Annotated in this window: 21 protein-coding genes and 1 pseudogene; 11 read left to right on the top strand and 11 right to left on the bottom strand. The window is 44.1% G+C overall.

The window, feature by feature from the left end; translation table 11 throughout:
• The first annotated feature begins 189 nt into the window (after positions 1-189).
• Positions 190-1,848 (top strand): IS1634 family transposase, encoded by a 1,659-nt coding sequence (locus tag MAE_RS18520; protein WP_012266933.1) that lies wholly within the window; start codon positions 190-192, stop codon positions 1,846-1,848.
• 661 nt (positions 1,849-2,509) lie between these two features.
• Here MAE_RS18520 and MAE_RS18525 read toward each other — a convergent pair.
• The gene (locus MAE_RS18525; protein ID WP_012266934.1) at positions 2,510-3,367 is read right to left on the bottom strand and encodes an IS5-like element ISMae4 family transposase; all 858 of its coding nucleotides are present in this window, start codon (positions 3,365-3,367) and stop codon (positions 2,510-2,512) included.
• 163 nt (positions 3,368-3,530) lie between these two features.
• Between MAE_RS18525 and MAE_RS18530 the strand changes: the two genes are divergently transcribed.
• From MAE_RS18530 to MAE_RS35835, 6 genes and pseudogenes are all read left to right on the top strand, one after another.
• A complete protein-coding gene (locus MAE_RS18530; protein ID WP_041804207.1) occupies positions 3,531-5,150 on the top strand; it encodes an SUMF1/EgtB/PvdO family nonheme iron enzyme in 1,620 nt (539 codons plus the stop codon).
• 232 nt (positions 5,151-5,382) lie between these two features.
• Positions 5,383-5,478, top strand: a pseudogene (locus tag MAE_RS35230) (DNA-binding protein); the annotation flags it as partial.
• Between the two features lie 165 nt (positions 5,479-5,643).
• Positions 5,644-6,567: a hypothetical protein gene (locus tag MAE_RS18535; RefSeq protein ID WP_041804208.1), complete on the top strand. Its 924-nt coding sequence runs from the start codon at positions 5,644-5,646 to the stop codon at positions 6,565-6,567.
• A 164-nt stretch (positions 6,568-6,731) separates the two neighbouring features.
• Positions 6,732-7,607 (top strand): glycine--tRNA ligase subunit alpha, encoded by an 876-nt coding sequence (glyQ, locus tag MAE_RS18540; RefSeq protein ID WP_004162850.1) that lies wholly within the window; start codon positions 6,732-6,734, stop codon positions 7,605-7,607.
• Between the two features lie 315 nt (positions 7,608-7,922).
• Entirely contained in the window at positions 7,923-9,578 is a 1,656-nt protein-coding gene (locus MAE_RS18545) for a lipoxygenase family protein (RefSeq protein WP_041804209.1), read from the top strand.
• Between the two features lie 19 nt (positions 9,579-9,597).
• Positions 9,598-9,732, top strand: a complete 135-nt coding sequence (locus MAE_RS35835) for a hypothetical protein (protein WP_269453993.1) — start codon at positions 9,598-9,600, stop codon at positions 9,730-9,732.
• 199 nt (positions 9,733-9,931) lie between these two features.
• On the opposite strand, the gene rpsJ is transcribed toward MAE_RS35835, so the two are convergent.
• The 5 genes from rpsJ to rpsL form a co-directional block, all read right to left on the bottom strand.
• The gene (gene rpsJ / locus MAE_RS18550) at positions 9,932-10,249 is read right to left on the bottom strand and encodes a 30S ribosomal protein S10 (protein ID WP_002800099.1); all 318 of its coding nucleotides are present in this window, start codon (positions 10,247-10,249) and stop codon (positions 9,932-9,934) included.
• A 90-nt stretch (positions 10,250-10,339) separates the two neighbouring features.
• Entirely contained in the window at positions 10,340-11,569 is a 1,230-nt protein-coding gene (gene tuf / locus MAE_RS18555) for an elongation factor Tu (RefSeq protein WP_004162845.1), read from the bottom strand.
• A gap of 152 nt (positions 11,570-11,721) precedes the next feature.
• Positions 11,722-13,797 carry an elongation factor G gene (fusA, locus tag MAE_RS18560; RefSeq protein WP_041804210.1) on the bottom strand — a complete coding sequence of 692 codons (2,076 nt, stop codon included), beginning with the start codon at positions 13,795-13,797 and terminating at the stop codon, positions 11,722-11,724.
• A 131-nt stretch (positions 13,798-13,928) separates the two neighbouring features.
• On the bottom strand, positions 13,929-14,399 hold the full coding sequence (gene rpsG / locus MAE_RS18565; protein ID WP_002758831.1) for a 30S ribosomal protein S7: 471 nt from the start codon (positions 14,397-14,399) through the stop codon (positions 13,929-13,931).
• Positions 14,400-14,554: 155 nt separating this feature from the next.
• A complete protein-coding gene (rpsL, locus tag MAE_RS18570) occupies positions 14,555-14,938 on the bottom strand; it encodes a 30S ribosomal protein S12 (RefSeq protein WP_002740176.1) in 384 nt (127 codons plus the stop codon).
• Between the two features lie 422 nt (positions 14,939-15,360).
• Between rpsL and MAE_RS18575 the strand changes: the two genes are divergently transcribed.
• The 3 genes from MAE_RS18575 (at position 15,361) to MAE_RS18585 (ending at position 18,151) form a co-directional block, all read left to right on the top strand.
• On the top strand, positions 15,361-15,696 hold the full coding sequence (locus MAE_RS18575; RefSeq protein ID WP_002758830.1) for a type II toxin-antitoxin system RelE/ParE family toxin: 336 nt from the start codon (positions 15,361-15,363) through the stop codon (positions 15,694-15,696).
• The gene (locus MAE_RS18580; protein ID WP_041804211.1) at positions 15,689-16,846 is read left to right on the top strand and encodes a HigA family addiction module antitoxin; all 1,158 of its coding nucleotides are present in this window, start codon (positions 15,689-15,691) and stop codon (positions 16,844-16,846) included. The genes MAE_RS18575 and MAE_RS18580 overlap by 8 nt, the downstream gene beginning before the upstream one ends.
• A gap of 108 nt (positions 16,847-16,954) precedes the next feature.
• Positions 16,955-18,151: a DNA double-strand break repair nuclease NurA gene (locus MAE_RS18585; protein ID WP_012266941.1), complete on the top strand. Its 1,197-nt coding sequence runs from the start codon at positions 16,955-16,957 to the stop codon at positions 18,149-18,151.
• A gap of 385 nt (positions 18,152-18,536) precedes the next feature.
• On the opposite strand, the gene MAE_RS18590 is transcribed toward MAE_RS18585, so the two are convergent.
• Both MAE_RS18590 and metG read right to left on the bottom strand, forming a co-directional pair.
• On the bottom strand, positions 18,537-19,142 hold the full coding sequence (locus tag MAE_RS18590; protein ID WP_002739868.1) for an NYN domain-containing protein: 606 nt from the start codon (positions 19,140-19,142) through the stop codon (positions 18,537-18,539).
• A 100-nt stretch (positions 19,143-19,242) separates the two neighbouring features.
• The gene (gene metG / locus MAE_RS18595) at positions 19,243-20,856 is read right to left on the bottom strand and encodes a methionine--tRNA ligase (protein ID WP_012266942.1); all 1,614 of its coding nucleotides are present in this window, start codon (positions 20,854-20,856) and stop codon (positions 19,243-19,245) included.
• 155 nt (positions 20,857-21,011) lie between these two features.
• Between metG and MAE_RS18600 the strand changes: the two genes are divergently transcribed.
• Entirely contained in the window at positions 21,012-21,728 is a 717-nt protein-coding gene (locus MAE_RS18600; protein ID WP_012266943.1) for a lysophospholipid acyltransferase family protein, read from the top strand.
• 110 nt (positions 21,729-21,838) lie between these two features.
• On the opposite strand, the gene MAE_RS30300 is transcribed toward MAE_RS18600, so the two are convergent.
• From MAE_RS30300 to MAE_RS18620, 3 genes are all read right to left on the bottom strand, one after another.
• Positions 21,839-23,016, bottom strand: a protein-coding gene (locus MAE_RS30300; protein WP_125730803.1) for an IS630-like element ISMae25 family transposase whose coding sequence is annotated in 2 segments (ribosomal slippage) — positions 21,839-22,575 and positions 22,575-23,016 — 1,179 coding nt in all. Because the reading frame shifts where the segments join, the coding sequence is not laid out codon by codon here.
• Between the two features lie 216 nt (positions 23,017-23,232).
• Positions 23,233-23,439, bottom strand: coding sequence for a type II toxin-antitoxin system HicA family toxin (locus MAE_RS18615; RefSeq protein ID WP_012266944.1), 207 nt, complete (start codon positions 23,437-23,439; stop codon positions 23,233-23,235).
• 14 nt (positions 23,440-23,453) lie between these two features.
• Positions 23,454-23,657 (bottom strand): type II toxin-antitoxin system HicB family antitoxin, encoded by a 204-nt coding sequence (locus MAE_RS18620; RefSeq protein ID WP_002776494.1) that lies wholly within the window; start codon positions 23,655-23,657, stop codon positions 23,454-23,456.
• Between the last annotated feature and the right edge of the window lie 81 nt (positions 23,658-23,738).

Genomic DNA, 23,738 nt, shown 5'->3' on the forward strand with positions numbered 1-23,738 from the left:
AGTAGCTGGTTATAATTAAACCCACATTCCGCACCCTCAACTGTCACATAAGCTGTCCCCCTCCAGAGACTTGAGTAAAAATACTTATCTGGTGAAGGTTTTCTCGGTGGCCGTTAGGGGGAGCTTGAGACCCCTAATTATGAAAAAATAGGAATTGTTGGAAAACTGAGGCGAGTGGACTGTTCGACCATGAATCAATCAACAGAAATTGAAGTCAAAAATCTAGACCATCTGGGATTAGTAGCCGGAATTATCGATGAAATAGGAATCGTTGAAATTATCAACGAACAAGTCTCAATTGAGCGAGGAGAAATTGTCACAGCTGGGCAAGTCGTGAAAGCAATTATCCTGAATGGATTGGGATTTGTCTCCCGAGCCTTGTATTTATTTCCTCAATTTTTTGAAGATAAAGCAACCGAACATCTGCTGGGAGAGGGCATCGAACCAAAACACCTGAATGATGATAAAATTGGTCGAGTAATGGACAAACTTTATCAACTTAATGTTTCGGTCATTTTCCTACTGATTAGTTTAGCCGCCGTGAAAAAATTTGGTGTAGCAACCGAGAACTCCCATTTAGATTCGACTTCTCTATCAGTAGAAGGAGAATATAAAAAGGAATACCCAACAGTAGAAATCCTGAAATCAGGAGCAGTGGGAGAAGAAATTGAAACCGGACAACAGCCAATAAAAATTACCTACGGATACTCCCGCGACCGACGACCTGACTTAAAACAATTTATGATTGACTTAATCGTAAGTGGGGATGGAGATGTACCTTTATTCCTGAAAGTAGGGGACGGAAATGAAGCGGACAAAGCGGTTTTTGGTCAAATCGCCCGAGAATTTCAAAAACAAGTTGACTTTGACAGTTTAATAGTCGGCGATAGCGCCCTCTATAGCAAAGAGAATTTAAAACTAATGAAAGAAATGCGTTGGTTGTCTCGAGTACCATTAAGCATTAAAGAGGCTCAAGAGTTAGTCGATAGCATCTCAGAAAAAGAGTTAACCGATTCAGAAATACCGGGTTATTCCTGGCGGGAAACAAGCTCTAACTATGGGGGTATAGAACAAAGATGGTTGCTAGTTGAAAGTCAAGCTAGACAAGAATCAGACTTGAAAAAATTAGAGAAAAAAATCGAGCAGGAAAAGAATTCTGCCCAAGAAAAAATCCGGCAACTATCCCGAAGAGAATTTGAGAATAGAGCGGTGGCGTTGGCGATAGCCAAAGGATTATCTGACTCCTTAAAATCTCATCAGTTAACGGAGATTAAAGTCAATCTCATTCCGCCTGAGTCCCAGGGGTCAAAACTCAAATCAAAAGACGATTTACCCTCTCAAAGCTATCAAGTTCAAGCCAAATTAGAGTTGAATTTGACCGCCATTGAGAGGCTAAAGAAACGAGCAGGACGATTCGTTTTAGCAACTAACGATTTGGAGAAAAAACGATTAAGCAGTGAGGATATACTCAAAAAATATAAAGGGCAACAAGCTCCGGAAAGAGGATTTTCTTTTCTCAAAGACCCCTGCTTTTTTGCCCACAGTGTCTTTCTCAAATCTCCCCATAGAATCGAGGTCATGGCCATGCTCATGGGCTTGTGCCTGCTGGTTTATACTATTGGTCAAAGACAACTTCGTTTAAGTTTAAAACAGCAGGAGACGGGACTGAAAAATCCGTTGGGTAAGTTAACTGACCGACCGACGTTACGCTGGATATTTCAGTGCTTTCAAGGGATTCATCTCGTCCGTATTCAAGACAATCAAAAGATTAGCAACTTAACGGATGAGAGGCGCAACATTTTGAGATTTTTCCCCAAACCTTGCCAGGAATATTATCTCTTATCTTGACCAGATGGATTGACTTCAAGGGGTGACAAAACAAAGCGAGCAACTGGAACATCTCCCCCTAGATGTTAAGTCTGATTGCCTAGTCATTCTCAACAAGCACTGTTTATTGAGAATGACCGGGGGAACTCTGAAATTTTCGGCTTAGTTGCCGGCAGCTTGCCGCCAACTCACTCCTCTAGATAAGTATTTTGACTCGCGCCCCTTCCTCTTTTGAGACGTTGTGACACTTAGGGTGCGGAATGTGGGATTAAATTAAAAATGGATTTTAGGTTCGATCCCCCCTGCCCCCCTTGATAAGGGGGGTGCCGATAGGCGGGGGGATCCCCCTTGATAAGGGGGGTGCCGATAGGCGGGGGGATCCCCCTTGATAAGGGGGGTGCCGATAGGCGGGGGGATCCCCCTTAATAAGGGGGCATTTGATAATAGAACTCTTGCAAATTAATTATATGTTATAATGATGGGTTAACTAATTTTCCCCAAAAAATTAGTTAACCAGTACATTAGTCCTGAATGAAAACTTGAAGTTTAACTTTTAACTCAAAACTCTTTAGAGCTGCTTTAATTTGGTTATCAAAACCTCTTTATTTAAGCGGCACAAACTATCTCAATTATAAAAATTGAGAATAAATTCTCCTTGACTTGATTAATCTTTAGGCAACTTTTAAGAAGCTGCTATACCTATCCCTAACTCACAGTTATAAATAGCCGCCAACAAGTTAACTCTTAAACTATATCTTCGACGACGATTCCGATATTTACAGGATAAGATTTTAAAGATTTTGAGTTTCCTATTTATAGGTTCAATGATAATCCTTTCTTTGGCTAAAGCCTTGTTATACTCTTTTTGTAACTCTGTTAATTTTCTATTTTTCGATTTCTTTTTCGGTGTATAACTATTACTATGGTATGCAGCTATTCCCTGATAACCACTGTCTTCTATGCTGGTAGTTAAAGGATGAAAACGAACTCGACTTTTTTTAAATAAACTAAAATCATGACCTCTACCTTTCCCACAAAAGACACAGATAATTTCCTTTGTATTTTGATCAGCTACTAATTGGGATTTTAAAGTATGATAACCTCTTTTACCCCCCAAAAAATCTTTCTGTTTCTTTTGGGGGCGTTCAATGGGAGTTTCCGTTACATCCATTACCGTTATGACCGGTATCTCTGCTTGATTGAGTAAAGCTTTTTTTCCTTTTAAACGGAAGTTTCCCGATTGTAAAAGCATTTTTTCCGTCTTATTTACAATCCGACATATAGTTGATTCTGATAGTTCCCAGCTTGTACCAATGTGAAAATATGTTCTATATTCTCGCCAATATTCTAACGTTACTAAAACTTGTTCTTCTATAGATAGTTTAGGTTTCGGTCCCCTTTTAGATGGTGAATTAGAGTCGGCTTCAACACTTTTTACTGATTCTACCATCTTTCTATATGTTTGTTTATACACACCGAAACGGCGTTTGAATTGTTCATCTGATAAGTTTTGATAATCCATAATTTTGCTAATAAACATAGCAAAATTATAGATGATTTCCTGACCTAAGATCACATTTTATTCTTTTTTCCACTTCAATCTAAGAATTGAGAAAAAAGCAAAACCTTATATTATACCATAAAAAAATTATGCAAGAGGTCTAATTTTTAACGCCTACCTACTTAATTCAGGAGTTATTATTATGCTGGACCAAATGATGAAGATGTTGGAAGGGCAACAAATAGGGCCTTATCGTCTTAATAAGTTTCTCGGTGCGGGTGGTTTTGGGGGTGTATTTCATGCTAGTGAAATGGTCAGAAATACATCGGTTCAAGAAGTTGCTGTTAAAGTTATTCCCGAAAGTAGCGATGATAAATTAATTGAGTTACAAAATGCCAGAAAGTTAGAACATTCTAATTTAATTAAAGCTTATTCAGTGGGGGAATTTACTTTTCTCAATACGGAGATGCTTTATTTAGTGATGGAATTGGCACAGGGTAGCCTAGAAAATCACATCGCCAAAGGCGGTTTATCATCGGATGAGATTAAAAATATTACTGCTCAAATCGCCCAGGGTTTAAATTATCTTCATGGACAAAATAAAGTCCATCGAGATTTAAAACCGGGTAATATCCTCAAGGTTAATCAACAATACAAGTTAGCAGATTTTGGCTTAATTAGAACTTTAAATAACAAAAGCCACACTCAAACCGTCCACAATAGCGGTACAATTATTTATATGCCTCCCGAAGCCTTTAGGGGGGATATTTCCTCAGCTTGGGATCTGTGGTCATTAGGTATTATGTTAATCGAAATGACGACTAATCAACTTCCCTATAAGTTTAATAATGATATTAACCAGTTAATGGCGAAGGTGATGAATTGTGAGCTACAAATCCCAAGTTTACCGAAAGAGTTTAAACAGATTATTGAAGGGTGTTTGCAAAAAGATAGAAAACAAAGATGGACAGCACAACAGGTTTTAAATGCCTTACAACCTGTGGGATGGACTTCTCCCCCGTCACCTCCACCAGCACCGGCAGCAGTCAAAAAGCCTGTTTCACCAATACCCCTAATTGCTTCACCTACTCTATTTACCGAAAAACTACCCAATCGAGTCACACTGGAGATGGTGAGCTTACCAGCAGGTGAATTTATCATGGGATCTCCTGACAGTGATCCCGATGCTAGGGATTGGGAAAAGCCTCCACACCAAGTTAAAGTCAACAGTTTTGCGATTGGTAAATATCCTGTCACTCAGGCACAATATCAAGCAGTAATGGGAACCAATCCCTCTCACTTTAAAAACAATCCCCAAAATCCGGTAGAAAATGTTAGTTGGAACGATGCTCAAGCCTTTTGTCGGAAATTGAGTCAAATAACCGGGAAAACCTATCGCCTACCGACGGAAGCGGAATGGGAATATGCTTGTCGTGCGGGGACTACTACTCGCTATTATTTCGGTGATGATGCTAATCAGCTAGGAGATTACGCTTGGTATAGCGCAAATTCTCAGAGTAAAACTCATCCTGTGGGACAGAAAAAACCCAATGCTTGGGGACTCTATGACATGATTGGCAATGTTTGGGAATGGTGCGAAGACGATTGGCACGATAACTATATCGGAGCGCCAAAGGATGGATCTGCGTGGCCTATCAATAATGATAATCGTTCTCATCTCAAGTGTCTGCGCGGCGGTTCTTGGAACAGCTACAAAGCACCTGATTACTGTCGTTCTGCCATCCGCAGCAGGAACCTCCCCTCCTACGACAACTACAGCCGCGGTTTTCGGGTTGCGTGCGGTGCTGGGAGGACTCTGTAACCCTTTTTCCCTTTTTTCCCTTTTTTCCCTTTTTTCCCTTTTTTCCCTTTTTCTCTTTTTCCCGCCTAGCGGCGGGTCGATTTTTTTTTTGAGATTTTCTAGGGTGCGTCCTGGGGAGCTTTTGCCTTTTTGGGAGCAGTCCTACAGGACGCGAGCCGATGAAGATGCAAGGTTGGGTTGACGACAATTAAATAGGGTATGATGGAGGTCGGATAGATTTTTTCTTATGGCCGTGAGCGAAACCGTCTATATTGAAACCAGTATCTTAGGCTACCTAACTGCTCGACCCCGCAGAGATATTATTGTGGCGGCTAATATTGAGATAAGCTGTCCTTGTGTTTAAACTGCTTGTTGAGATGAGACAAGAGGCGATAGTAAAGGGATTGGGGGAGATTCAGCTAATCTAAGGATAGGCACTTAAAATGCGTCTTAGCCTATTATTTGTGTTAATCTCATCTTTACAGATCAAAACCCCAAATCGTCTAAGGAGACAATGGCCGCCAATTCTCGGAATAAATCGCCCGTTTTTCTCGGCTGTTCCGGCAGGATCGCTATTTTTTGCCTATTGATGTTACTATCGGCGGCAATAGGCTGGTTAATCGGTAAACAGTGGGTTAAACACAGCAATCAACCCGAAACCGTTAAACCCGTTTTTGCCACGGAGGAAAATAATTTTAATTCTGCCACAGATCCGGCATGGCAACGGAAAGCCGAGATGAGAAAGCGCCGTCTAGAGTTGGGAATTGATGGTCAGTTTTTTAAAAATCTCGTCAATGAATTGTTTAACCTCCGCTATGGGGATATCAAAGAGGAAAAACAGAAACAGGAACAAAGAGATATTTTAGCAGCAGAAATCCTCGATCGCTTAGACCGTCTCGATTCTGGCACTAGAGAAGCATTAGGTAGCTACGACGAGCAACAGCGAGAAAAATGGCGAGAACAAGTGAATCAGTTACGTTTAAGCAGTATAGTCCTTAATTTACTCACTGATACTGCTTTTTTTCAGCTATTTCCCGAATTGACAGAAAGACCAAATTTTGATAGCGGCTTAGGTCAACTATGGAGTGGTTTGGCCTGGAATCAGTTACAATCTTTACAGTCTGGCCTATCCTACCAAGCGATCGAAAGTTTAGACGCGGGGGGAGAGGAAGTGATCGAGGCAATTCTCAGCGAGGGACAAGGAAAAGCCTATGCAATAAAATTGCGTTCCAGTAATCGGTTAGACTTAAATTTAGAGACGGAAGGCGAAGTTTTACTATCTTTCTACTCTCCCACGGGTAATATTACCCTTTTAGACAAGTCTAGCGATCGGCAATGGTCTGGTCAATTACCCGAAGAGGGATTTTATGAATTAGTTATTCTCCCCCAATCTTCTACCCCCGTTCACTTTCGCTTGCAGTTAAAAGTAAGTCAATGACTTTAACCGTCAGGAGACAGGAGACAGGAGACAGGAGACAGGAGACAGTCGGCAGCTTTTTTCTCCCCAACCCCCCATCTCCCCACACCCCACACCCTACACCCTACACCCCACACCCTACACCCCACTTCCCCAACCCCTAATCTGCTTTTTTACTTTTTCCCATGTCTCTAACTTTCCAAGCTGTTATCGCTAAATTAAATGAATTTTGGGCTGATCGCGGTTGTTTAGTTGCTCAACCCTATGATACCGAAAAAGGTGCGGGAACCATGAGTCCCCACACTTTTTTAAGGGCAATTGGTCCGGAACCTTGGGCCGTTGCCTATGTGGAACCCTGTCGTCGTCCAACGGATGGCCGTTATGGCGAAAATCCCAATCGTTTTCAGCATTACTATCAATATCAAGTCCTAATTAAACCCTCTCCTGATAATATTCAGGAAATCTATTTAGACTCCCTGCGGGTGTTAGGAATTAACCCAGAAGATCACGATATTCGCTTCGTGGAAGATAACTGGGAATCTCCCACCCTCGGCGCTTGGGGTGTGGGTTGGGAAGTGTGGTTAGATGGTATGGAAATCACTCAGTTTACTTACTTTCAACAGTGTGGAGGTATCGATTGTCGTCCCGTGGCGATCGAAATTACCTACGGTTTAGAAAGATTAGCCATGTATCTGCAAGATGTAGAGGCAATTAATAAAATTCAATGGAATGAAAATATCCTCTACGGTGATATTTTTCTGCAAAATGAAATCGAACAATGTACCTACAATTTTGAGGCTTCCAATCCTGAGTTATTATTTAGTTTATTCAGTTTATATGAACAGGAAGCTAAACAATTAATCGATCGCTCTCTGGTGATTCCCAGTCTAGATTATGTTCTCAAATGTTCCCATACTTTTAATTTACTCGATGCTAGAGGTGTGATTGCTGTAGCTGAAAGAACCCGTTATATCGGCAGAATTCGCAATTTAGCTCGACAGGTTGCTCAATTGTATTTACAGCAACGGGAAGCTTTAGGTTTTCCCCTACAAACGGTTTAGCAATCAGTTATCAGTTATCAGATGGGAGTTTTCAGTTCACTGATTACTGTTTACTGATAAAATCTCCCCAACCTCAAACCAGCAACTTTGCACCTCATAGGTGCGAGAATTAATATATTAAGTTTTACAAACCGATGCAATATTTCGGGAATCTAACCCAGTTCTAGCTGTATATAATGGGTGACACTATATCTAGCCGGTAATTTACCTCAAAAGACCCTTTTGTTGGAGGTAATTCTTTACTTTGACTAGCCTATTAGTGCCAGGAAAAAGACCACAATTTTTAAGTTCTAATTTTTTAGACAAGGAGTTACTTTGCTGACACCATCGCTACCCAAAAATGATCCTGATCCAGTCAAAAGACAAGATCTATTAAGACGACAAAAACAAGTGTACATTTATGATTCCGTTAATGGTATCACCCTCGTCAAAGATTTACCTACCCACGAAAACTTTTCTATTTCCTATCAAGTAATGCGGGGTAAAGGTTTCAGTGCTTTAATTGCCAATGGAGTCGCCACAAGGGTAGAAAATATCTTCGATCCCTTTGACAAATTAGAAGATTACGAAGAACTTTTTCCCATCCTTCCCCAACCCACAAGCATTAAAACTTGGCAATCTAACACAAGTTTTGCCTACCAAAGATTAGCGGGAGCAAATCCCATGGTAATCCGCGGGATTAGCAGCTTACCAAATAATTTTCCCGTCAGCGATGCTATCTTCCAAAAAGCTATGGGACCCGATAAAACCATTGCCTCGGAAGCCGCTAAGGGTAACTTATTTCTAGCAGATTATGCCCCCCTACACCACCTAACTTTAGGCAGTTATCAAAGGGGTATGAAAACTGTGACAGCACCTCTTGTCCTTTTCTGTTGGCGTGCTAGAGGTTTACGGGGTCAAGGGGGATTAGTACCAGTTGCCATTCAATTGTATCAGGATCCGACCCTACCTAATCAGCGCATCTATACCCCCGATGACGGACTTAATTGGTTAATGGCGAAAATTTTCGTGCAAATTGCCGACGGAAATCACCATGAATTAGTTAGTCACCTCAGCCATACCCATTTAGTAGCGGAAGCTTTTGTTTTAGCCACAGCTACCGAGTTAGCACTTAATCATCCTCTGGCAATTCTATTAAGACCTCATTTTCAATTTACCCTCGCTATTAATAGTTTAGCCGAGAGCGAGTTAATTAACCCCGGCGGATTCGTTGATCGTCTATTAGCGGGGACCCTAGAAGCATCTATCGAGCTAATTAAGAGTTCCTATCGTCAAAGATTGGATAATTTCGCCGATTATGCCCTACCAAAGCAATTAGAATTGCGCCAGGTCCAGGATACCTCCCTACTACCAGATTACCCCTACCGAGACGATGCTCTCTTACTTTGGCAAGCAACGGAAACCTACGTCAAAGATTACCTAAGTCTTTACTATACTTCCGACGCGGACGTAAACGAGGATACAGAATTACAAGCTTGGGCGCGAAAATTGATGTCATCTGAAGGTGGAGGCATCAAAAAATTAGTTTCTGACGGAGAATTAGACACTTTAGCCAAATTAGTCGAAGTTGTCACCCAGATAATTTTTGTGGCCGGACCACAACACGCGGCGGTTAATTATCCTCAATACGATTATCTCGCCTTTAGCCCCAATATTCCCCTAGCGGGTTATCAATCCCCTCCCAAAGCAGCTGAGGAAGTGGATATAGATTATATTCTCCGTCTTTTGCCGCCCCAGGCCCAGGCCGCTTATCAATTGGAAATTATGCAGACTTTAACAGCTTTTCAATTTAACCGTTTTGGTTATCCATCCCGAAGTGCTTTCCCAGATCAACGTGCTTACCCGATTTTGGCGGTTTTCCAAGCTAAATTAAAAGCGATCGAAAATGAGATCGATCGGCGCAATTTAACCCGATTTACGCCTTATATTTTCCTGAAACCCTCTCGCATACCCAATAGTATCAATATTTAGGGTCTGCTGAAAAAGTTTTTTGTGGGGGCAGGGTGTGGGGTGTGGGGTGTGGGGTGTAGGGTTTTACCCATTTTCAGACGGTCAATTACCTAATTTTCAGGGAAAAAGTCCAGGAATTTTCGCCCCGATCCCTCCAATGGCTGGCACTTTTTGAGGTCAAAAAAGTCTAAAAGTCTTATCCAACAAGGTTTTTAGATTTATTCAGCCAACCCTATTTAAAGAGCAACCGCCACCTTGATGGGCTGCTGGGGTATCTAATAGCGATTCTCACCCACGAAAACTAGACGAGAAGCACCATAACAAAGAGTCTCTAAGAAAAAAAGATGTTAGCGATAACATCTTTTTGACATTTTTTACAATTTAACTTCAATATCAACCCCTGCGGGTAAATCTAATTTCATCAAAGCATCGATTGTCTTAGAAGAGGGTTGGTAAATATCAATAATGCGGCGATGGGTGCGGGTTTCAAAATGTTCACGGGAGTCCTTGTCAACGTGAGGGGAACGCAGGACACAATAAATCTTTCTTTTTGTCGGTAGGGGGATCGGTCCGATGGCCGTGGCGTTAGTTCTATTGGCAGTATCGACAATCTTCTCACAGGAAGTATCGAGTAAGCGCCGGTCAAAAGCTTTCAAACGAATGCGAATTTTCTGTTGTTGTAGCGTAGCCATAATTTCACCTATTGCAATTGTCAAGGTACAAAATAAAGACAGTAACGGAGCAGCTTTTAAATTCACTGCCCCGTTAATTAGTAGATTAGCCTACTTGATAATTTTCGAGATAACGCCAGAACCGATGGTGCGACCACCTTCGCGAATAGCGAAGCGCATACCCTGTTCAATAGCGATCGGGTTGATCAGTTCCACGGTCATTTTGATCCGGTCTCCCGGCATGACCATTTCTACAGTGCTGCCATCATCGGCGGTGTAGTCTTGGATAGTGCCAGTTACGTCAGTTGTCCGTACATAGAACTGAGGACGATAGTTTTTAAAGAAAGGAGTGTGACGACCACCCTCTTCTTTACTTAACACATACACCTCACCTTCAAACTGGGTGTGGGGTTTGATTGTACCCGGTTTAGCGATCACCATGCCGCGCTCGATGTCGGTTTTTTGGATACCACGCAGGAGGATACCAGCGTTGTCACCGGCCATCCCTTGGTCAAGACTTTTCTTGAACATTTCAATCCCGGTGACGGTGGTGGGGCGAGTTTCTCTGATCCCGACCAATTCCACGTTATCACCCACTTTCACAATACCGCGTTCGATCCGACCGGTAGCCACCGTCCCCCGACCAGTAATCGAGAATACGTCTTCTACCGCCATCAGGAAGGGTTTATCGATATCCCGTTCAGGGGTGGGGATATAGCTATCTACCGCTTCCATTAATTCATAAATTGCGTCCACCCACTCGTTATCGCCTTTTTGGGCCTTGGGGTTTTTGGTCATGTACTCGAGGGCTTCTTTCGCAGAACCGGCAATAATGGGGATATCGTCGCCAGCGAAGTCGTAATTGGTGAGAAGTTCGCGTACTTCCAGTTCTACGAGTTCCAGTAACTCCTCGTCGTCCACCATATCTTTTTTGTTGAGGAAGACCACGAGGTTAGGTACACCCACCTGACGAGCCAGCAGGATATGTTCCCGGGTTTGGGGCATCGGGCCATCGGCGGCCGAGACCACGAGAATACCACCGTCCATCTGTGCCGCACCGGTGATCATGTTTTTTACATAGTCCGCGTGGCCGGGGCAGTCCACGTGTGCATAGTGGCGACTGGCGGTTTCGTACTCAACGTGAGCGGTGTTGATGGTGATCCCGCGGGCTTTTTCTTCGGGAGCGGCATCGATTTCATCGTATTTTTTAGCTTGGGCATTACCCAGAGCCGCTAGGGTCATAGTGATAGCGGCGGTGAGGGTAGTTTTGCCGTGGTCAACGTGACCGATCGTGCCGATGTTAACGTGGGGTTTCGTCCGTTCAAATTTAGCGCGTGCCATTTACTTTCTGTTCCTTTGTTTTTTTTCTTCTTCAGGTGGGTGAACAGTAATCAGTCACCAGAGATCAGTTTTAAGTTAGCAGTTGTTAGGGTTGACCGCTCGAATTTAAATGATCGGTTTATTCTCACTGCTCACTGCTCACTGCTCACTGATTAGCCGTTCCCTTTACTTTTGGTGATAATCGTCTCGGCCACGTTGCGGGGGACTTCTTCGTAATGGCTAAATTCCATGGTGAAGATGCCCCGTCCCTGGGTTTTGGAGCGAATATCAGTGGCGTAACCAAACATTTCCGCTAAGGGAACTTTAGCGGAGACTTTGGCGATGCCGGTCTCGGTTTCTTGACCTTCGATTTGTCCCCGACGGGAGTTAAGATCACCGATGACGTTACCGATGAAGTCTTCGGGTACTTCCACCTCGACCTTCATCATCGGTTCTAGGAGAACGGGGGTAGCTTTCATCACCGCTTCCTTAATCGCCATGGAACCGGCAATCTTAAAGGCCATCTCGGAGGAGTCCACATCGTGGAAAGAACCATCTACAAGGGTTGCTTTCAGGTCGATGACGGGATAACCCGCTACAATCCCCGATTCGCAAGCTTCTTTCATCCCTTGTTCTGACGGACTGATGTATTCTTTGGGGATAGCACCACCGACAATTTTGGAGACGAAGACAAAGCCAGATCCCGGTTCACCCGGTTCGAGTTCGATGACGACGTGGCCGTACTGCCCTTTACCGCCACTTTGACGGATAAATTTACCCTCAGCGCGCACGGGTTTCCGCACAGTTTCCCGATAGGCCACCTGGGGAGCGCCCACCGTCGCTTCGACTTTGTATTCCCGGAGCATTCGATCGACGAGAATTTCCAGGTGCAGTTCTCCCATCCCGGCGATTACCGTTTGATTGGTTTCGGGATCAACTTTGACCCGGAAGGTGGGATCTTCATCGGAGAGAGCTTGCAGAGCTTTGCTGAGTTTCTCGATGTCCTGTTTGGTTTTCGGTTCCACCGCCACGGAGATAACCGGTTCGGGGATAAAGAGGGATTCTAGGATAATCGGGTTCTTATCATCACAGAGGGTATCCCCGGTAATGGTGTTTTTCAGCCCGATCGCCGCTCCTAGATCACCGGCGCGCAGTTCATCCACTTCGATCCGTTCGTTGGATTTGAGGATGATCAGGCGAGCGATCCGTTCTTTGGTTCCTTTGGTGGAGTTGTAGGCGTAGCTGCCTTTGGCTAACACACCGGAATAGACCCGTAGGAAGGTTAAACGACCGAAGGGATCGGCCATGATTTTGAAGGCGAGGGCCGAGAAGGGCGCATCGTCCTTGGCTTCCCGGATTGCCTCGCTGCCATCGGGAAGAATCCCTTTAACGGCGGCTACTTCCGAGGGTGAGGGTAGGTAATCGACGACGGCATCGAGGAGCAGTTGTACCCCTTTATTTTTGAAAGCCGAGCCGCAGAGGACGGGAACAATTGTACCAGCAATCGTCCCTTCTCTGAGACCGCGTTTGATTTCGGCTTCGGTGAGTTCTTCACCTTCTAGATATTTTTCTAGGAGTTCTTCATCAGCTTCCGCTACAGCTTCCACCAGCTGCACGCGGAATTCTTCGGCCTTTTCCAATAAGTCTTCGGGAATGTCGGTTTCTTCTATGTCTTTCCCTAGATCGTCCTTATATATATAGGCGCGCATCTTGACGAGATCAACGATCCCGCTCAGTTCGCTTTCCGCGCCGATCGGCATTTGGATGGGAACGGCGTTAGTTCTGAGGCGATCTCTTAATTGTTCGTAAACTTTGAAGAAGTTCGCCCCCGTTCTGTCCATTTTGTTGATAAAGGCAATCCGGGGTACTTTGTACCGATCGGCTTGTCTCCAGACGGTTTCTGATTGGGGTTGTACACCACCAACAGAGCAGAAAACCGCTACCACTCCATCGAGTACCCGCATGGAACGTTCCACTTCAATGGTGAAATCGACGTGGCCGGGGGTGTCAATGATGTTGATGCGATGATCTTGCCAACTGGTACTGATGGCGGCGGCGGTGATGGTGATTCCTCGCTCCCGTTCCTGTTCCATCCAGTCGGTAATTGCCGTTCCGTCGTGGACTTCGCCCAGTTTATGAGCGACTCCCGTGTAGAACAGGATTCTTTCTGTTGTCGTTGTTTTGCCCGCGTCTATATGAGCGGCGATTCCGATGTTTCGCACTCTCTCTAGCGGGATAGTCCGTGCCACAGCAACCTCCTTGCTTTGCTTGCCAGTGATGGGATTTTGTTCTAGGATTTTTTACACTATTTACAATTCTATACTTTTCTTGACAGTTTTTTGGCGGCAGCGGTGTAGTCCACCGCCCTTAAAGTATCTTTTTAGTAACGATAGTGGGCAAAGGCTTTGTTTGCCTCTGCCATCCGGTGGGTTTCTTCCCGTTTTTTGATCGTGCCGCCGGTTTCATTGGCCGCATCCATGATCTCGTTAGCTAGTTTACCTGCCATGGTTTTGCCGCCTCTAGTCCGAGCATAATGGACTAACCAGCGTAGTGCCAAGGTACTACCACGATTGCTCCGTACTTCCATCGGTACTTGATAGGTGGCTCCACCGACCCGGCGGGCTTTCACTTCCACTAGGGGAGTGGCGTTTTTAACGGCTTTTTCAAATACTTCTAGGGGTTCTTGACCGGTACGTTCGCCGACGGTTTTCAGGGCATCGTAAACGATGTTAGCGGCCAAGGATTTTTTGCCCGATCGCATGATCCGGCGGATGGTCATGCTGACTAAACAGCTATTGTAAACGGGATCGGGGGGAATAGGACGTTTTTTGACGTTTTTACGGCGAGACATCGGAATATTCCTGAATTTTCTAGGTTAACTTTAACTTTTGCTTGACAGTCGGATGATTACAGCCCATCTCAAACCCCCTCCTGCGAGTTTTCAGTCTCTTGGGTTAACTTTGACCGACTCGGTGGGAGTATTTTTTTGGTTAATCAATTCCCTGTTTATTTAGCGGCGGGTTTGGGGCGTTTGGTTCCGTACTTAGAGCGCGCCTTTTGACGGTTTTTCACCCCAGTGGCATCGAGGGTGCCGCGAATGATGTGATATCTGACTCCGGGTAGATCTTTGACCCGACCGCCCCGAATCAGGACGACCGAGTGTTCTTGCAGGTTATGACCGATGCCCGGGATGTAGGCTGTCACCTCAAATCCAGAGGTCAAACGTACCCTAGCCACTTTCCGTAGGGCTGAGTTGGGTTTTTTCGGTGTGGTGGTATATACTCTTGTACAAACTCCCCGACGTTGGGGGCATTGTTTGAGGGCGGGAGATTTGGTTTTTCTTTTCGCTTTGGATCTTTCGTCGCGTATTAATTGCTGAATGGTGGGCATGATAGGGCTGTATCTAAGGTTACTCTGAACTCCTATTACCGAAGGTCAAATCGTTGACAAAAGGTCATTATAGCAAATTGTTGCTGTTGTTGTCAAGTCCGCGATTGTGCTTTTCTCCGGTTTAGATGTTAGAGATTGTCTTTTTCTTGGGCGGCGGCGGCACTCAATTCGGGCGTTATTAGGCGATAAAATTACAGCTTCGTTGTTTTGGCTTGATAGTGCGATTTTAGCGATAATTATCACCTGATTAATCGGCCAACGTCTGAAAAGCTGTCTCTAGCTAACCTCATTTTCAGAACTGGTGTCTAGACTATTAGCTCTTAACGATATATTTAGAGCGTTTGTACTGGATGCAACCCAGGTGTGCTGCCATAAAATATTGTTAACCTTTGAGGTTAACAATATTACAAGGGTCATCTACAATGGATATTGTATTTAAGGAAAAAAAATTTGAGAACGAATGCAATAGCCAAAGACTACTGAAAAAACAGTATGGAGAGAAGATGGCTAAGAAAATCAGGCAAAGACTCGACGACTTAAAAGCAGTTATTGTCCTGGAGGAAATGCGATCGCTGCCGGGACGTTGCCACGAATTGTTATATAACCGTGCTGGACAACTATCTTTAGATTTAGTTCATCCCCTCAGACTAATTTTTGAGCCAGCTAATATACCGATTCCTCAAAAAGCAGACGGGGGAATTGATTGGAAGAAAGTAACCGCAGTCGTAATTATTGGCATAGATGACACCCATGACTAATACTATTGAGAACAGATATGCACCGGATTTTATTTCTCCACCGGGAGAAACCCTTGCCGAAATCCTAGAAGAAAGAAATATGTCTCAATCGGAACTCGCCCAACGCATGGGCAGACCAAAAAAGACTATCAATGAGATCATAAAAGGTAAAGCGGAGATTACTATCGATACCGCCTTACAGATAGAGTTAGTGTTAGGAACTCCCGCCAGTTTCTGGATAGAGCGCGAAAGACTTTATCGGGAATATTTAGCGAGAAAAAATGAGAATCAAAGATTAAAAGGTTATTTAGGCTGGTTAAAACAAATTCCTTATCGGCAGATGACTGAATTAGGCTGGCTCAAGTTTGATGAGGATAAAATAGAGCAATTACGAGAGAGCTTGAATTTTTTTGCCGTTGTCTCCCCTGAGCAATGGGAGGAGATTTGGGGGAGAAATTTATCGATTGATTTTAGAAAGTCTCAAGCATTTGATAGCGATCGAGGGGCAATAACAGCATGGTTACGTCAAGGAGAAATAGAAGCATCGAAAATTAATTGTGCTGATTACAACGAGTTGAAATTCAGAGATGCCTTGCGACAAATTCGTTCGTTAACTATTAAGTCTATCGAGGTATTTCAACCGCAAATGATCGAGCTTTGTGCGGCAGCGGGGGTTGCCTTAGCCTTTGTCCCTGAACTTCCGAAAACAAGGGTACACGGTGCTACCCGTTGGTTAGATTCTCACAGAGCTTTAATTCAATTGAGCGATCGATACAAAACAAATGATCATTTTTGGTTTTCTTTTTTTCATGAAGCTGGTCATATTTTATTACATGGGAAACGAACTTTATTTTTAGAGGGGCAAGATATTCAAGATACAATTAAAGAAAAAGAGGCGGATGTTTTTGCGGCTAATTTCTTAATTGATCCCAGAGATTGGCAGAGATTTATCGCCAATAATTCTCTGAATAGAAAAGCTATTAATCAATTTGCCGAACAACTAGGAATACACCCTGGTATTATTGTTGGTAGAATGCAACATGAGCAAATTATTTCTTATCAAAACTGTAATGATCTCAAGGAGAAATATTGTCTAAATACGCAAGATTCCTTTTTGGGATTGACGAGCGACTCCCCAAAAGGAAAACTTCCTATCTCACCATTAAGATAACTGCTGTAAGCGGAGATTACTAAGGATAAATTTGGCAATAATTGACAAAATTAGCATCAGAGAAACAAAATTGCGATAAAATCAAAAAAAGTCAGGGAGAGGACAGCTATGCTCGATCTTGCGAGATTAGCGGCAAAAATGCCAGGAATCAGTCAACATTTTCAACAGGAAGTGACAGCTAGTCGCGAGCGAGTGCAACGGGCTAAAATTCTTTTGGAACAAGCTCAACAGCAACAGGAAAAACTGCTAGAACTCTATCATAACTGGCACGATCGCCTAATTTTCTCTGTCGCGCTACCGATCGAACCTCTCGACACCCGCGTTACTATCCTTCCCGCTCCCGAAAGTCATAGCGTTTTTGCCACGGATGGTTCCCAGATTGCCCCTTCCCACCACGAAATCGCCTACTGTTATCTAATTAATATCGGTAGGATTATGTTGCACTATGGTCAAAATTTGCACCCGCTCCTCGATAGCATTCCCGAAGTCTATTACAAATCAGAAGACCTCTACATTTCTAAACAGTGGGGTATTCGCGTCGATGAGTGGATGAGTTATCGTCGGACGGTATTAGAAAGCCAAATGTTAGCGGAAATGGCTACTCGTTGGGTAAAACCCCCCGGCGCCCATTATGAACCAAATTTAGCCCTCGTGGATGGTTCTTTGATCTATTGGTTTATCGATAGTCTCCCCCCAGAAGCAAAAGATTTAATTTTGCCACCGATTTTTCAGTCTTGGGACGATTTGCGATCGGCTAAAATCCCGCTTATAGGTTATATTAGTGCTTCTCGTAGCACGGAAGGCTTAAATTTCCTGCGTTTACAATCTTGTCCCCATGATACTCCCAATTGCTTGATCAATTGCGGTGATTTAGACCCAGAAAAAACCCCTTGTCGCGTTGTCGATCCTCTCCGGGATGCTTCTCTCTGGGGTTATTTATTGGAACCAGGGCAAAGAAGTCCTTTTTGGCGCAGTTCTTTGAAAATACTCGATCTTTATGGGGATGAACATCGCATTTACTTCTGTTATCTCCATGTGGGGACGGAAATCGCTAGGGTAGAGGTTCCTGCTTGGGTGGTGGAGGAGCGAGAATTACTCGATCGCTCTTTGAGTATTTTACTGGCCCAGGTGTTAAAAGGTTATGGTTATCCGATCGCCTTAGCGGAAGCGCACAATTTAGCGGTGATTAAAGGTGGCGATCGCTTGCGTTTTTTTGCTCTTTTGGAACAACAGATGATTAAAGTCGGTTTACAGGATGTGGGAACATCTTATAAGGAAGCGAGAAAGCGCAGTAGTATCGCTTAATTGAGTAGGCAGCAGATGGGGAGTGGTTATACTAAATCCAGTTATTGCATGAGTGCCTCTCCTGATATGTAGCCTATACTCAAGGGATTTAGTATTACTTCCGATTTTATCGCTCAATCCAAGCTTTTGGGGGGTTCTACCCCCCAAACCCCCCGTTGGAGGCGTGGCGCCGCCCCCAAACCCCGGAGCGCATTAGTTTTTCGGTGGGATGCTTACACGCAGCTGCTGACACATCTGTAATAATTTAAGAGTCACTCCACTTCCATGAGTGCCTCTCCTGATATGTAGCCTATACTCAGCGGATTTAGTATCACTGATAACTGATAACTGATAACTGAAAAAGGTGGGAATTACCCACCTTAAACTTGATTTTTGCTGAATTGTTCTAGCGACTGCTACGATCTTGGTCCAAGACGCTGACAGGGAAATTATTATAACCAACGTGATGCTTGCTGGTTTTTTGAATTTCTTCTTTAATTTGATCTAGATCAACATAGCGATCGGCTACATTAATTAAACTATCACTGGTCATCGATCGCAAACTAACCACTTCCACTCGCGCACCACGGTAACTGACGGAATCGGCAGCATAGGCCAAATCCCCATCACCACTGACAATTACTGCGGTATCATAGGAACCCACTAGCGCCATTAAATCCACGGCAATTTCCACGTCAAGATTGGCTTTTTTGGAACCATCGGGCAATTGTACTAGATCTTTAGCGATGACTCGATAACCGTTGCGACGCATCCAGAGGAGGAATCCCTGCTGTTTTTCGTTAGTGCGATCAACTCCAGTATAAAAGAAGGCGCGCAAGAGACGAGAACCGGCAGTTAAACGACAAAGTAATTTGGTGTAGTCAATTTCGATACCTAATTGCAGAGCCGCATAAAATAAATTGGAACCATCGATGAAAATCGCCACACGACCGCGATTTTCTAGCACTTGTTCGGGGGTGAAGACTGGGGCCGTGTCATAATCATCAAACATTTTATTTTTCCTCGTTTGTTAAAAGTTTAGTGTTGATTGTTTGCCAGTTGTATCCGAAAGGACAACAGACCTTAAAAAATAGAGTTATTAAAAAATTCCTTTAGGAATCGTTTAACGGCAGTTCTAGTTTAGAAAAGATCGGTTCAGGTGTTCCTAGTTGTGGATTTGTGGGTAATCCCCATTGACAGTGTTGGGAAAAAGAGACACCATCAGGGGGGTCTTCCCCATCCTCCGACCTGAAAGTATTAAAATCAATAACAAAACCTAGTTGTTGATAAATTTTACTGCTCAAGGTCGGTATTATCGGTGAAAGTAGGTAGGCAGAGAGTCTTACTGATTCCAAAACTGCGTAGAGGACTTGTTCTACTGCTGCCTGTTGTTTCTGTTTAAATAAACTCCAGGGCGCACTCTCATCGATAAACTTGTTACTAGCACGAATTAACGCCAATATTTCCTCACAGGCTTGATTAAATTGTAGCGCATCGTACTTCTGTTCAACAATGCCCCCTAGATTGATCCCCATATTCTTAAGACGATTATCGTTCGGGATATCTACGCCAGTCAACTGGGGGGGGATATTTTGGCAGTATTTTTTAACCATGCCTAGGGTGCGATTGAGGAGGTTGCCTAAATCGTTGGCTAAATCCGCGTTAAGAATATTAACAAATCTGGTTTCCTGAAAATCGCCATCCTGTCCTAATTCAATCTCTTTGACGAAATAGTAACGGACGGCATCGGCCCCATAGCGATCAACCAAATCGAAGGGATCGAGGGTATTACCGAGACTTTTGCCCATTTTCCGCCCGTCTTTGGTCAAAAAGCCGTGGCCGAAGACTCTTTTAGGCAAGGGTAAACCCGCCGACATTAGCATAGCTGGCCAATAAATGGCATGGAATCTTAATATATCTTTACCGATCAGATGCAGATCGATCGGCCACCATTTGGCCAAGGCATTTTCTAGGGTGGGTTCGTCTTCGGGGTCGAGAAGGGCGGTAACATAGCCAAGAAGGGCATCAAACCAAACGTAGATGGTATGCTGACCATCGTGGGGAATGGGAAACCCCCAAGCCACATTAACCCTAGAGATGGAGAAGTCCTGTAGTCCTTGGTTGACGAAGTTGAGAACCTCATTACGTCGGCTTTCCGGTTGAATAAAATCGGGTTGTTCTTGGTAAAATTGTTCTAGTTGCGTCTGATACTTAGAGAGACGGAAAAAATAGTTTTCCTCGTCGCGCCATTCGGCGGCCAGATTAGTATGAATGGGACAACAGCCATTATCTAACAGTTCTCTTTTTTCCTTAAATTCTTCACAGGCGACGCAATACCAACCCTGTTGGCGATCGAGATAGATATCGCCCTTTTCCCAGACTCTTTCAAAAAATTCGTTAACAATTGCCTGATGACGGGGGGCAGTGGTGCGACTAAAGCGATCATACTGGATGTGTAGCTTTGCCCAGAGATTGGCAAAACTGGTGGCAATGCGATCGCAGTGTTCCTGGGGATTGAGTCCTTTGGCTGCCGCAGTCCGTTCGATTTTCTGTCCGTGTTCGTCGGTTCCTGTAATCAGGAGGACAGAATTGCCCTGTAACCGCTGCCATCGTGCCATAACATCCGCTACGATCGTTGTGTAAGCACTGCCGATGTGAGGGATATCGTTGACATAATAAAGAGGTGTTGTTAAAGCAAATGTTTTTCGCTCATTTAAATCATTCATGAAATTTATTTTTTTAAATAGACGAGGCTGCCCCGAGGCTGATCCGTAGATGATTGGGACATAATCCCTATATTTTATGATCCTCTAATTCTGTTTTATCCTTTAGTTGTGATCTAAGTCAATAAAAACAATCTTAAGGCCGATTTTTTTTTTCCATGAAGCTGCTTACCCCCCTATCCACCTCTCGTTTAATTCTTGATACCACGCGCACGAGTCTGTTTACCGTCGGTCAAGAAAATCTACCCAGCCAAGGAGTGGCGATCGTGGTAAGTAACCATCGTAGCTTTTTGGACGCGCCGATCTTAATTCAAGCTTTGGGCAAAACTCTCCCGATCGCCTGTCATCACTACATGGGAAAAACGCCGCTTTTGCGGGAATTAATCGGAGAATTGGGCTGTTTTCCCTTTGATACCCCTGAAAAACGCCACCGGACTTTTTTTCGGCAAGCAACGGATTTTTTACAGTCCGGACGATGGATCGGTTTATTTCCAGAAGGTGGATCGCCGATGTTAAATTTGACTGATCCTCGTCAAATTAGCCGTTTTCAGAGCGGATTTGCCCATTTAGCCCTGCGTTGTCCCGTGGAGAATTTATTTGTCTTACCTGTGGCTATTCTCTCCGAGTCGGAAACTGTTATTAGTCCTTTTCCCGTGCGTTTGCTACGCTGGTTAGATACCACGGAACCTTTATTCGATCAAGATGGTTGGCATCCCGTTGTCTTTTATCATCGTGTCAAGGTGGCGATCGGTCGTCCCTATGGAATTACTGAAAGCGATCGCTCAGATTATCAAGGTAAACAAGGAAAAAAAGCCCTTAATCGTTTAATTGGTCATTGCCAGTCGGAAATTGGCGATTTATTGCTGAAAGGGTAAGTCAGGAGGCAGTCGGCAGCTTTTTTCTTCCCACTTCCTAACTCATAATTGATACTGGAGTGATTTGTTATAAGTAGGGAGACACAATTATTTGTAGTGGACTGTTTCAGCTAATTTGGTGCAATAGATTCTCCCGATTCCTCCTCCTCAAACACAGGATAAAGATGTTTCAGCTTGACCCTAGCATCGCTGGTCGTAAACGTCCATATTACTGTAGATGCAGTCTGATTACGTTCTTTTTGCCAGGTTTCTATCTCCCTTTTCAGTTCTTCCTTGCTAGAAATCCTTCTATCTAAACATTGCCTCGATAAGACGCTTAGTTCAGTTTCGGCTACATTTAACCAGCTACCATTACGAGGTGTGTAATAAATTTCCAGTCTTCTAGCTAAACGATGAGCAACGGGTGCTGGAAATGCTTCATAAAGCGAGGCTATGTTATGAGTGTTGAGATTATCACAGACGAGCTTGACTTTTCGAGCCTTTGGATAGTCCACATCCAATAATTGACGAATTTCTTCTGCCCAATCTATTCGGGTTCGACTATCTCGGTTACTCACCCGTCTCCATCCTCGATGGGGGTCAAAAAACATGAACAAGGCTTGAACCCCTTCACGACTATAGTGATAGTCTTCTTTTTTATCTTGTCCAGGTTGCATGGGTATCGGAGGGTAAACTTCTCCAAGTAGTTGCTTTGATGCTTCATCCATCGCGATTAACGGTTCTTCTTCCGATGGCTGAGTGCCATACAGGTCAAGGACAACTTCCATCTGGGCAACAAATCGGGCTAAATCCTGTTCCGGAATACAGTATCTTTGGGTTTTCCAAGGGCGTAATTGGTTTTTTTTAGAGTACGCCACACCGTTGGACTGGAAATCTCGGTGATAATTTGTCTTTGTTTGAGTTCCGAGGTTAATAGTCGGATTGTCCACTCGGCTCGGCCAGATGGTGGCTCCGAACAGCACAGGGCAATGATTTGGGCGGCGGCGGCTCCATCAACTTTTGCCGGAGTGGGGGGAGTTTTTCTCGATTTCCGTTCTAATGCTGGTTTTTCGCCTTTTTGAAGAAATCTTTGACGAATACGTCCCACTGTATTTCTATGAACTTCTAAAGCTTCGCCTATTTCTTCATCTGTCCATTTCCTTTTCGCCTGTTCTCCCTCGTCACACATCAGCAAAATCCGAGCGTGGAGAATTTTTTTAGCTGGTGCATAGCCATTACGACTGATTTGTTCGAGGTTTTCTCTTTGTTCCCCTGTTAGATTGACTTTATCTCGCCGACCTCTTCCCATGATTGATGTCCTCTGCTTGTTCGAGCTATTGCCCTATTTTAGCTGAAACAGTCCAGTAGGATGGGTTAGCAGTAGCCTAACATGATCGGGCGTTGGGTTTCATGCTTCAACCGTTCGGCAAAAGCTCACGGCCGAAGCCCAACCTTGAATGATATTATCAGTCTAACTCTCGGTCGGGTGCAGTGATTGGTTAGACAGATGGAGTTTAGATGAAGTTTATGGAGATTTCCACTCTCCTTCTGGGATCATGGCTGTAATCATGATGTTACGCAATGTTCCAGTAGGTAAATCTCTCCCTTGATGGTAAGGTACGATAACTTGAGTATCTTGATCCCTACCACGCCATTTTCTATGACTACCCTTCTGAGAGATCAGTTCAAAGTTATACTTGCGTAATATGCGCTCAACCTCGTCAGCATTCATTCTCCTGAGTCGAGTCATCCCACCATAACCTCACGGATTACTGCTCCTGGTAGAAGGTCGATAGCATCAGGTTGTAAATAAAGCTCGATCGCTTCGCGTATATTATTGAGAGCTTCCTCTTGTGTAATACCGGCAGATGTGCATCCGGGCAGTTCCGGACACCAAATTGCCCATTCGTTTGTATCGGGATCCGGTTCAAGTATCACTCGCCATTTCATAGGGACTAAATCCTTAGAGAACTACCCAAGATGATAACAGATGGACTCCACAAGCATAATCAATGCTCAAGCCCGGGATGA

Source organism: Microcystis aeruginosa NIES-843, assembly GCF_000010625.1.
Taxonomy (GTDB): Bacteria; Cyanobacteriota; Cyanobacteriia; order Cyanobacteriales; family Microcystaceae; genus Microcystis; species Microcystis aeruginosa.

What these genes read in the sequence shown, in the direction of transcription:
- MAE_RS18520 (WP_012266933.1), top strand. Translation starts at nt 190, where the DNA reads ATGAATCAATCAACAGAAATTGAAGTCAAAAATCTAGACCATCTGGGA.
- MAE_RS18525 (WP_012266934.1), bottom strand. Translation starts at nt 3,367, where the DNA reads ATGTTTATTAGCAAAATTATGGATTATCAAAACTTATCAGATGAACAA.
- MAE_RS18530 (WP_041804207.1), top strand. Translation starts at nt 3,531, where the DNA reads ATGCTGGACCAAATGATGAAGATGTTGGAAGGGCAACAAATAGGGCCT.
- MAE_RS18535 (WP_041804208.1), top strand. Translation starts at nt 5,644, where the DNA reads ATGGCCGCCAATTCTCGGAATAAATCGCCCGTTTTTCTCGGCTGTTCC.
- glyQ (WP_004162850.1), top strand. Translation starts at nt 6,732, where the DNA reads ATGTCTCTAACTTTCCAAGCTGTTATCGCTAAATTAAATGAATTTTGG.
- rpsJ (WP_002800099.1), bottom strand. Translation starts at nt 10,249, where the DNA reads ATGGCTACGCTACAACAACAGAAAATTCGCATTCGTTTGAAAGCTTTT.
- tuf (WP_004162845.1), bottom strand. Translation starts at nt 11,569, where the DNA reads ATGGCACGCGCTAAATTTGAACGGACGAAACCCCACGTTAACATCGGC.
- rpsG (WP_002758831.1), bottom strand. Translation starts at nt 14,399, where the DNA reads ATGTCTCGCCGTAAAAACGTCAAAAAACGTCCTATTCCCCCCGATCCC.
- rpsL (WP_002740176.1), bottom strand. Translation starts at nt 14,938, where the DNA reads ATGCCCACCATTCAGCAATTAATACGCGACGAAAGATCCAAAGCGAAA.
- MAE_RS18575 (WP_002758830.1), top strand. Translation starts at nt 15,361, where the DNA reads ATGGATATTGTATTTAAGGAAAAAAAATTTGAGAACGAATGCAATAGC.
- MAE_RS18580 (WP_041804211.1), top strand. Translation starts at nt 15,689, where the DNA reads ATGACTAATACTATTGAGAACAGATATGCACCGGATTTTATTTCTCCA.
- MAE_RS18585 (WP_012266941.1), top strand. Translation starts at nt 16,955, where the DNA reads ATGCTCGATCTTGCGAGATTAGCGGCAAAAATGCCAGGAATCAGTCAA.
- MAE_RS18590 (WP_002739868.1), bottom strand. Translation starts at nt 19,142, where the DNA reads ATGTTTGATGATTATGACACGGCCCCAGTCTTCACCCCCGAACAAGTG.
- metG (WP_012266942.1), bottom strand. Translation starts at nt 20,856, where the DNA reads ATGAATGATTTAAATGAGCGAAAAACATTTGCTTTAACAACACCTCTT.
- MAE_RS18600 (WP_012266943.1), top strand. Translation starts at nt 21,012, where the DNA reads ATGAAGCTGCTTACCCCCCTATCCACCTCTCGTTTAATTCTTGATACC.
- MAE_RS18615 (WP_012266944.1), bottom strand. Translation starts at nt 23,439, where the DNA reads ATGAATGCTGACGAGGTTGAGCGCATATTACGCAAGTATAACTTTGAA.
- MAE_RS18620 (WP_002776494.1), bottom strand. Translation starts at nt 23,657, where the DNA reads ATGAAATGGCGAGTGATACTTGAACCGGATCCCGATACAAACGAATGG.